Origin of the sequence: Microcystis sp. M_OC_Ca_00000000_C217Col, from assembly GCF_007095585.1 — a bacterium.
GTDB classification, from domain to species: Bacteria; Cyanobacteriota; Cyanobacteriia; order Cyanobacteriales; family Microcystaceae; genus Microcystis; species Microcystis panniformis.
Map to the genome: position 1 here is coordinate 1 of NZ_SFBV01000250.1, position 9,155 is coordinate 9,155.

The window sequence follows — 9,155 nt, forward strand, 5'->3', positions numbered from 1 at the left end:
TATTCTGAATTGTAAGTTATAACTATTATAATCTCATTTCTCTTTGTGATCAAGTTGAAGATTTTCTAGTTTTTGACTGCTATAAGTATTAATACTCATTGCATAAGTGAGATGCTCCCTAGTTTCTCCATCTTTATTTCAATGGTTTTGGTTCTATCTCTTTAACATGAGCGGGAGTTAAAGCTTGACAGAGTTCATAGGAATGAGTGGCTAAGATATATTGATTGCTAGGTTCCCATTCCTGCAAGTCCTCAATAATTCTATATTGCCAGTCGGGATGGAGAGCAATCTCAATTTCATCCATCAAGACAATCGCATCTTTTATCCTACGATACTTTAGCCACAGATAGATACTTAATCGCTTCAGTTCCCCATGACTCAAATCCTCTGGATATAATTCTTCTCCGTTTGTGTCCCCTTTGAATTTAAAGGTAATCCCCGATATATCTTTATCTAAATTAATTTCTTTATCCGAAAAATTGAGTTTAAGTTTTGCCGTATTAGTTGATAGTTATTTCCATATTTACCCGTTTCTATAGCTTGAGCAAAATCTTGATCACGAGCCATGATAAAGTAATTAATTAATAGCTCAACTGGCAGAAAATCGTAGGTAAATAAGTTGCTAAGTTTCTCTTTAACATCTGTCATGGCTAAATAATAGTTACTAGAGTCTGGATTCCCTTGATTTATCTGAAAAAGACTCTTGTTAGTAGCTTTGGGTAAAAAGATAAAAACTTGCGCTGAAGGTGCGGCTAAAAATATTTTTGAAGATAATTCTTTCATGAATAATTGAAATTCTTCTTGGGTGGTTTGACTAAATTTACACAACAAAAATATCTCTTCATTCTTCTGGTTATTGGCTCGACAAAGATATACGAATTGACCGTCAATATCAGATACACAGCCTTTTATTATATAAACATCCCCAAAATGATATACTAATTGACCGTCAAGATCAGATACCAAGTCTTTTATATAAGCATATCTGCAAATAAAAAAATCTAGTTTCACTTCTTCCCGATTGTCGGTTAGAATTTCAAACATAGCCAGGGTTTTCTGCTCTAACTCATCTTCTAGTTGACATCGATGGAGTACATTTACCACATATTCTATCTTTTCTGGATCACCAGAACAATGAAGCAAGATAAAAATCAATTGTAGAAGGGTACTTTTGCCACCGCCATTTTGACTACCGATAGGGAATATTTGAGGAAAAAAGTCTTTCTCGAAACTAAGATCAATATTCTTTAACACTCGAAAGTCAGGAACTTGAACCCGTAGTAACCGCATTGTTAAAACTCCTGTAATCCTATCCTGTTGCTCATCTGCTTATTGTAGCTCACAGGCAAAGGTGAAACAATCTCTTATCCTACCAGTCAAATTCCAGCAGATTTCCCCAAAAAAACCCTTGACAAATCCCCCCACTTGACAGATACTTATATATAGAATGGGAATCCGTGCCTGCCTGCGAACCCTCTTTTTTTAGGTTAGATAAGCGTCAAAAAAATAAAAACCTAATACCTGACCAGTGCTAAAGAGGATAGGTTATGACAACTAAAGACTTATACGAACAAGACTATCCTGCTTGGTTAGAAGAAACGGCCAAACAACTGCGACAAAGACAGACAGATGTATTAGATTGGGAACATCTCGGAGAAGAAATCGAAGCATTGGGGAATGAACAGAGACATAAAGTAGATAGTTATCTCCTACAATTACTCATTCATCTGCTTCTCTATCAATACTGGCCGGAGGAACGAGAAAGATGTGCGCGGGGATGGCAGGACGAAATCGGTAACTTTCGGGTGGAATTAGAACTTTTATTGGAGTCGAAAACCCTTTATAACTATTTTTTAACCAGAATCGCCGTTATTTACCCCAAAGCAGTGAAGCGAGTCCGACAAAAAAGCCAATTACCGGCCGCTATCTTTGCCGAAAGCTGTCCCTATAGTCCTGAACAAATCCTCGATTCCGATTTTCTCCCCTGAAATTCCAGCAGATTTTTTCAGAAAAACCCTTGACAAATCCCCGCACTTGACAGATACTTATATATATAATGGGAATCCCTGCCTTCCTACAGACCCTCTTTTTTCAGGTCAAATAAGCGTCAAAAAAATAAAAACCTAATACCTGACCACTACTAAAGACTTATACAAACAAGACTATCTTGGTTGGTTAGAAGAAACGGCCAAACAACTGCGACAAAGACAGACAGATGTATTAGATTGGGGAACCAACAGAGACATCAAGTAGATAGTTATCTCCTACAATTGCTCATTCATTTGCTTCTCTACCAATACCGGCTAATGTCTTCCCTAAGCTGTACTGAATTTAAATTGCGTATTGGATGTTTGAGTACAAATGCTCAAACTCCTTCTCCCTGCTCCCAAGTCCAGTGCAGTCTTAACGAGTAATTTAGATAGTCAACAGCTTACCAGTCAAATTCCAGCAGATTTTTTCAAAAAAACCCTTGACAAATCCCCGCACTTGACAGATATTTATATATAGAATGGGAATCCGTGCCTTCCTACAGACCCTCTTTTTTCAGGTCAAATAAGCGTCAAAAAAAAACCTGATAACCGATCCCTAACTACCTATAAGCTTTTCACCCAATCACTAATCAACTGGTTAACCTCTGTGGGAATTTCATCGTGGGGACAATGACCGGCAGTTAGATAATATTCTGTCAGAGAAGGATAGTATTGACGGAATTTGGCCCCGCGTTCCCTAGTATTCATCCAAGGGTCCCCCTCACCCCATAACATCAACAGGGGACAACTTAACTTTTGCAGGAGAATATCGACATTTTCCCCCCGGGGAGATTTAAACACAGAAGCAAAAACTTTGGCTGCTCCCGCATCCAGGGAAGGACGACGGATATCTTCTATTAACTGCTCAGTAATGGCACTGCGATCGAGATATACTTTCTCTAGGGTTTTGCGGATAGTTTTGGGTTGACGGGTATAGAGAAATAAGAGATAACTGGCCCAGGGTTGCAGCAAGATCGATCGCAGTAATTTTTGTGCTAAATTAGGCTGACGATTGCTTTCTGTATCGCTAAAGGGACCGGCACTATTGAGGAGAATTAATCCCCGAACATTCTCAGAGTGATTAGCAGCCACGCAGAGAGAAGCGTAACCCCCCAAAGAATTACCCGCTAAAACCGTCGGTTGCGCCACAACTTCCTTGATAAAATCATTTAATTGTTGCTGCCAAAGACTGCCACTATAGACAAGATCTGGTTTAGCTGATCTACCGAATCCTAACAGATCGATCGCCCATACTTCCCATTCTGAGGCTAAACCTTGCAGATTTTTTCGCCAATGGTCGGTGGAAGCGCCAAAACCGTGGACTAATAGTAAAGGGGGTTTTCCCGCGACTCTAGTACCCGCTTGCACATAGTGTATCGAATGTCCTTGCCATTGCCAATTTTGCTTTATCGTCAGAGCAGCTGTATTCATCTGGTGTTTTGTTAAGTAATGTTAATAATTCTTAGTCTAACCGATTGGGAAACTGGAGACAAAGCTAGAGATTTTTGGCCAAGCCCCTTGACTGAAAAGGGAACTTGACATATGCTTATATATATAATGGGAATCCGTGCCTGCCTGCAAACCCTTCATTTTTGGGCAAATAACCCTAAAAAACACTCTCAAAAAAATCTTGAGCGGGATTAATCCACTGGTATGGGTGGCTAACCCTAGAGAATTACTCCTGAATCATTGGGACAGTTTTTTTGCTAATTCTGATATAACAGCCATGAAGATTTTGACGATTTTACGGGGATTAATCGACAAAAATCCCTTAACTGAGGCGGATTTAGCAGAATTACTAGCGATCGAATCCTTAAATTTTAGGGAGACTAACCCTCTCATCCTACAGGAAAGGGCGGAACTATTAACGATTCTCTGGCCGCGAGTCTGGCAAAAATGTCAGGAGTTAGGGATAAATCAGCCAAATCAGATTTTGATCAGCTGTTGGTGCTTCTGGATTCCTTGGGCGCTAGAGCTACGCAGCCACGCAAAACCGTTGATTCAAGGCATTTTGGCTCCCCAAGGCACGGGGAAGACAACCCTAACATCCATAATGTCGATTATTTTAGCCTATTTTGATTTAAAAGTAAATAATCTCTCTTTAGATGATATTTATAAGACCTATAATGAGCGAATAAAATTGCGTCAAAAGGATGAAAGATTGCGCTGGCGTGGTCCACCGGGTACTCATGATATAGCATTAGGAATTAAAGTTTTAGAACAGGTTTGTCAGCAAGAAAGTCCGATTTTAATACCGCGTTTTGACAAGTCCCTGCATCAAGGACAAGGAGATAGAATTGCAGCGGAACAAGTGGAGGGAGTTGATATTCTTTTTTTCGAGGGTTGGTTTGTGGGCATGAATCCAATAGAAGAAACAGTCTTTGATCATGCCCCCGATCCGATTAATAGCGAAGAAGACCGACAATTCGCCAGGGATAATAATCAAAGATTACGAGAATATCTACCCCTCTGGTCAAAAATCGATCGCTTACTGATTCTTTATCCCCTTGACTACCGTTACAGTTTACAATGGCGACAGGCAGCCGAAACAAAAGGAGGTATGAACCCATCAGAAATCGAGGAATTTGTCAAGTATTTTTGGAAAAGTTTACATCCGCAATTATTTCTCCCACCCCTGCTCAAACAAGCGCATCTAGTGGTAGAAATTAATCGGGATCATAGTCTGGGAAAAATCAGTTATCAGTGAGTAGTAATTAGTAATCATTGAAAAGAAAGCCCCGAACTGGTCACTTAACAGACTGAAAACTCCTATCTGATAACTCCCATCTGGTAACTGATAACTGATAACTGATAACTGGTAACTGGTAACTGATAACTGATAACTGATAAAGCTTATGATTGAAGTCGAACATCTGAGTAAAATTTATGGTTCTACCGCGGCAATCAGTGACGTGGATTTTACCGTAGAAAAAGGAGAAATTCTCGGTTTTTTGGGACCAAATGGAGCCGGAAAAACCACGACTATGAGGATTTTATCTGGTTATATTCCTGCCACAACGGGAACAGCAAGGATAGCAGGATACGATGTGCATCAACAATCCTTAGAAGTGCGTCGTCGCATTGGTTATCTTCCCGAAAATCCCCCCTTGTATCCAGAGATGACCGTGGAAGGTTTTCTTGGTTTTGTGGCACGGATTAAAGGCATCTCATCGGGGGATAGAAAAGCGCGGGTAGATTTAGTGTTAGGCAAATGTCAGTTACTAGAAAAAAGAAAAGTTATTATCCGCAAGTTATCCAAAGGTTATAAACAGCGTGTGGGAATTGCCCAAGCGATTGTACACGATCCACCGGTAATTATTTTAGATGAACCGACAGTAGGATTGGATCCGAAACAGATTATCGAGGTGAGAAATCTAATTAAAAGTTTAGCGGGAGAACATACAATTATTCTCTCCACTCATATTTTACCAGAAGTGAGTATTACCTGCGATCGAGCGACAATTATTAATCGGGGTCGCATCGTAGCCAATAATATTACTACCGCTACCCCTGCTGGTTCCAGTTATGAAATTGAGATCGAAGGTGATAGGGATTCCCTGTTAGAAATCCTTCAACAAATGCCGCAAGTCGAGCAAGGGGCAAAAGTCGGCGATAACCTGCTCAAAATTGTTGGTCAAGCGGGGACAAACCTAGGGGCAGAACTTGCTAGAATAGTTGTCAACAATGGTTATAACCTATTAGAAATGCGTCGCACGCGTAAAACCCTAGAAGACATCTTTCTGGAAGTAATCGGCAGCGGGGAAAGTAACCAGCAAGAGGAGAGAAATGATCAATAATATCTGGGCGATTTTTCGCAAGGAATTTCAAAGCTATTTTACCGCCGCCAATGCCTATATCATTATGGGGATATTTTGGTTAGTAGCGGGATTTTTCTTTAACTCCCTTCTCTACGGCATTATTCTCGATATTGGTATCCAAGAACAATCGGGATTTCTGGTAGCCAGAGATACGGTGTCTGAATTTATGACCACTTTCATCGGCATTATTTTATCCTCCTTATTGTTGGTTATTTTGCCGGCTCTGTCTATGGGATTATACGCAGAGGAAAAAAAACAGGGAACCCTAGAACTTTTAGCCACTTCTCCCCTGACTAATTGGAGTATAGCCATCGGTAAATTATTGGGAGTGCTGGCCTTTTTTACCGTGATGATTACCCCCCTCTGGATTTACGAAATAGTGGTTTTTAGTACCGCAGTTCCCCCAGTAAATATAGCCAGTATTTTACTAGCTCATCTAGGATTAATTTTACTGGCAGCGGCCATCCTAGCCATCGGGATGTTTATATCTTCCCTCACCAATAGTTCTATCCTTGCTTACATCATCACCTTTATCACCATCTTATTTATCTGGATACTGGATGTAATTGCTAACAATGCCGAAACCTTCTTTCGAGATCGCATTGGGGGAGAAGTGGGAGAACAGATCGGATTTTTCCTGAAAGAATTGCTCTCCCATCTATCTTGGTATCAACCCTTTAACAATTTCGTGCGGGGAATTTTTGACAGTAGTAGTTTAGTCATCCTCCTCAGTTATATTCTGCTGGGAATCTTCCTAACTACTCAAGCGATCGAAGCGGACCGTTATCAAAGAAACTAACTATGATATCCTGGCAAAAATACAGTAAATTTCTCTATATACCCGCCCTCTTTCTGGGTAGTGCTGGCTTAACAGTGGGGTTAATCTCTGGTCAGTGGTCATCCCTCTCTCTGGGGTTATTAATTGCCGGGGCTATTCTGTTTCTAGGGTGGCTGTTGTTATTAGTAATCACTTCCAAAGAATTTTGGCAAAAAAGAAGTACCCGCACTGGCACTCAAACCCTCATTACTACTATTATTGTCCTCAGCGTTATCGGTTTAATTAACTTTCTCGCTCTCCGTTATCCCTATCGAGTTGATTTAACCGAAAACCAAATCTTTAGTTTATCCCCCCAAACCGAAAGACTATTAACCAATCTGTCAAAACCAGTCAAAGTCTGGATTTTTTCAACCCGGGGAATCAGTGCCAACGAAGAGGAACTTTTAGCCAATTATCAACGCAAAAATCCCCAATTTCAGTACGAGATAGTTAACCCGGAGAAAAAACCCAATATCGCTCAGGAATTCAAAAAACTAGCTGATGATAATCTGTCTAGAGTCTATCTACAGTATGGTGACAAAAAACAACCCCTAAAAACTATTAGTGAACAGGAAAGTCTCACCGAAGCGAAACTGAGTAATGCCATCGAAACCGCTAAAACTAATCGCACTTTAACCGCTTATTTTCTGCAAGGTCATGGAGAAAATGCCATCAAAGAACCTCAAGGTGGATTAGTGCAAGCAGTCAATAGTTTAGAAGCAAAAGGTTATCAAGTAGAACCACTTAATCTAGTGGAACGTTCCACCATTCCCAATAATGCCGATGTCATTATTATTGCCAGTCCCAAAAGAAAAATATTTCCCCAGGAAGTCACCGCTTTAAAAAACTATCTTGAGCAGGGGGGCAAAATTTTATTAATGATTGACCCCCAAACCGAAACCGGATTAGAACCCTTATTAACCCCTTGGGGTGTGAAACTAGATAATCGGATTATTATTGATGCTTCCGGTGCTGGGGAAATCATCGGTTTAGGTCCGGCTAGTCCCATTATTACCAATTACGGTAATCATCCGATTACTCGCGATTTTGCCAACGGTATTTCTATCTTTCCCTTTGCTCGTCCCATCGCTACCGTTCCCATCGAAGGAATTGAAGCCGTATCTTTAATGATTACTAATGATAAAATGTGGGCTGAGAGTGATTTAAATGATCAGAATCTCCAGTTTAACCCTGAAAAAGATTTAGCGGGCCCCTTTGATTTAGGAGTTGCTCTAACGGGAAAAAAAGGTAAATTAATCGTGATTGGTAATGCCAGCTTTGCCAGCGATGGACTATTTGAACAACAGTTAAACGGAGATATATTTTTAAATTCTGTGCAGTGGTTAGCCAGTGGTGAAACAGCCACATTATCTATCCGGGCTAAGGAACCAGAAAATAGAAGAATTAATTTAAATCCCCTGCAAGCTAACGCTATTTTTTGGATAGCGATGGTAGTAATGCCTTTAGTAGGATTTACCCTAGCTGGATTGACTTGGTGGCAACGTCGTTAATCGAGTTAGAATCTAGAAAAATGATCTCTCTTCTTCCCCCTAACTGCCATGACCACAACCCAAACTATCCCCCAATTGTTGACTTTTGATGACTATATCAATCAATATCCCGATGATGGACAACAATACGAATTAATCGCAGGAAAATTATTGGCCATGATGCGACCGATCGGAAAACACGAAGAAATTGGCGGATTTGTTTCTGGAACCCTATTCTTAGAGATAAATCGGCAGCAATTGCCCTATTTTATCCCCAATACTGCGGCAGTAAAACCCCTTCGCTCTCATACGGGTTATCTACCCGATATTATTGTCTTAGACAGAGAAAATCTAGTTAATGATCCCTATTGGGAAACTGCTTCCTCAATTTCTCTGGCAACATCAGCTAAATTAATTATTGAAATTGTCAGTTCCAATTGGCGAGATGATTATCTGAAAAAATTCGACGACTACGAACAATTAGGAATTGCCGAATATTGGATTATCGATTATTTAGCCAAAGGTTCGGCCCGATATATCGGCAGCCCCAAAGAACCCACCATTTCTATCTATCAATTAATTGATGGAGAATATCAAGGTAATTTATTTAAACAGGATCAACGTCTTATTTCAGGGGTTTTTCCAGAGTTAAACCTCACTGCTAATCAAATTTTTCGTGCTAGAGCTTAAAGAAAAACCCGTATTTTTAGATTGGACTTATGGCAAAAATCAAAAATTGTCCTGAGAGTCAGGAGTCAGGAGCTTATAATAGAAAACAACTCAAGAGCGGAGAAATCAATCAATGTTTACCACAATAGAAGATAAACAAGCCCTTTCCCTCGAAGTATTTCTTGCCCTTCCAGAAACTAAGCCTGCTAGGGAATAGACCTCTTGCAAATTAATTATATGTTATAATGATGGGTTAACTAATTTTCCCCAAAAAATCAGTTAACCAGTACATTAGTTCTGAATGAAAACTTGAAGTTTAACTTTTAACTCA

Annotated in this window: 9 protein-coding genes and 2 pseudogenes; 8 read left to right on the forward strand and 3 right to left on the reverse strand. The window is 40.1% G+C overall.

Annotated features, from left to right (window positions below; all coding sequences use genetic code 11):
- Positions 1–133: 133 nt before the first annotated feature.
- Positions 134–463 carry an AAA family ATPase gene (locus EWV66_RS15480; protein WP_349283567.1) on the reverse strand — a complete coding sequence of 110 codons (330 nt, stop codon included), beginning with the start codon at positions 461–463 and terminating at the stop codon, positions 134–136.
- Positions 454–1,290 (reverse strand): ATP-binding cassette domain-containing protein, encoded by an 837-nt coding sequence (locus EWV66_RS15485; protein WP_004161530.1) that lies wholly within the window; start codon positions 1,288–1,290, stop codon positions 454–456. The genes EWV66_RS15480 and EWV66_RS15485 overlap by 10 nt, the downstream gene beginning before the upstream one ends.
- A 257-nt stretch (positions 1,291–1,547) precedes the next feature.
- Here EWV66_RS15485 and EWV66_RS15490 point away from each other — a divergent pair, with 257 nt between their 5' ends.
- Together EWV66_RS15490 and EWV66_RS15495 are read left to right on the forward strand one after the other, a co-directional pair.
- Positions 1,548–1,988, forward strand: coding sequence for a DUF29 domain-containing protein (locus EWV66_RS15490; protein WP_002790561.1), 441 nt, complete (start codon positions 1,548–1,550; stop codon positions 1,986–1,988).
- Between the two features lie 142 nt (positions 1,989–2,130).
- Positions 2,131–2,300 (forward strand): annotated as a pseudogene (locus tag EWV66_RS15495) (DUF29 family protein); the annotation flags it as partial.
- A 294-nt stretch (positions 2,301–2,594) separates the two neighbouring features.
- On the opposite strand, the gene EWV66_RS15500 reads toward EWV66_RS15495, so the two are convergent.
- Positions 2,595–3,461: an alpha/beta fold hydrolase gene (locus EWV66_RS15500; RefSeq protein ID WP_052278031.1), complete on the reverse strand. Its 867-nt coding sequence runs from the start codon at positions 3,459–3,461 to the stop codon at positions 2,595–2,597.
- A gap of 295 nt (positions 3,462–3,756) precedes the next feature.
- On the opposite strand from EWV66_RS15500, the gene EWV66_RS15505 reads away from it, so the two are divergent.
- From EWV66_RS15505 to EWV66_RS24200, 6 genes and pseudogenes are all read left to right on the forward strand, one after another.
- Positions 3,757–4,737 (forward strand): ABC transporter ATP-binding protein, encoded by a 981-nt coding sequence (locus EWV66_RS15505; RefSeq protein WP_043995759.1) that lies wholly within the window; start codon positions 3,757–3,759, stop codon positions 4,735–4,737.
- Between the two features lie 148 nt (positions 4,738–4,885).
- Entirely contained in the window at positions 4,886–5,827 is a 942-nt protein-coding gene (locus EWV66_RS15510) for an ABC transporter ATP-binding protein (protein WP_287107888.1), read from the forward strand.
- Entirely contained in the window at positions 5,817–6,647 is an 831-nt protein-coding gene (locus tag EWV66_RS15515) for an ABC transporter permease (RefSeq protein ID WP_002757415.1), read from the forward strand. Before EWV66_RS15510 ends, EWV66_RS15515 begins: the two co-directional genes overlap by 11 nt.
- A gap of 2 nt (positions 6,648–6,649) precedes the next feature.
- Positions 6,650–8,176, forward strand: coding sequence for a GldG family protein (locus tag EWV66_RS15520; RefSeq protein ID WP_072926781.1), 1,527 nt, complete (start codon positions 6,650–6,652; stop codon positions 8,174–8,176).
- A 48-nt stretch (positions 8,177–8,224) separates the two neighbouring features.
- A complete protein-coding gene (locus EWV66_RS15525) occupies positions 8,225–8,845 on the forward strand; it encodes a Uma2 family endonuclease (RefSeq protein ID WP_004161535.1) in 621 nt (206 codons plus the stop codon).
- Positions 8,846–8,957: 112 nt separating this feature from the next.
- A pseudogene (locus EWV66_RS24200) lies at positions 8,958–9,038 on the forward strand (Uma2 family endonuclease); the annotation flags it as partial.
- Positions 9,039–9,155 lie beyond the last annotated feature (117 nt).

Coding starts and splice junctions, on each gene's coding strand:
- EWV66_RS15515 (WP_002757415.1), top strand. CDS start 5,817: ATGATCAATAATATCTGGGCGATTTTTCGCAAGGAATTTCAAAGCTAT.
- EWV66_RS15500 (WP_052278031.1), bottom strand. CDS start 3,461: ATGAATACAGCTGCTCTGACGATAAAGCAAAATTGGCAATGGCAAGGA.
- EWV66_RS15505 (WP_043995759.1), top strand. CDS start 3,757: ATGAAGATTTTGACGATTTTACGGGGATTAATCGACAAAAATCCCTTA.
- EWV66_RS15485 (WP_004161530.1), bottom strand. CDS start 1,290: ATGCGGTTACTACGGGTTCAAGTTCCTGACTTTCGAGTGTTAAAGAAT.
- EWV66_RS15525 (WP_004161535.1), top strand. CDS start 8,225: ATGACCACAACCCAAACTATCCCCCAATTGTTGACTTTTGATGACTAT.
- EWV66_RS15510 (WP_287107888.1), top strand. CDS start 4,886: ATGATTGAAGTCGAACATCTGAGTAAAATTTATGGTTCTACCGCGGCA.
- EWV66_RS15520 (WP_072926781.1), top strand. CDS start 6,650: ATGATATCCTGGCAAAAATACAGTAAATTTCTCTATATACCCGCCCTC.
- EWV66_RS15490 (WP_002790561.1), top strand. CDS start 1,548: ATGACAACTAAAGACTTATACGAACAAGACTATCCTGCTTGGTTAGAA.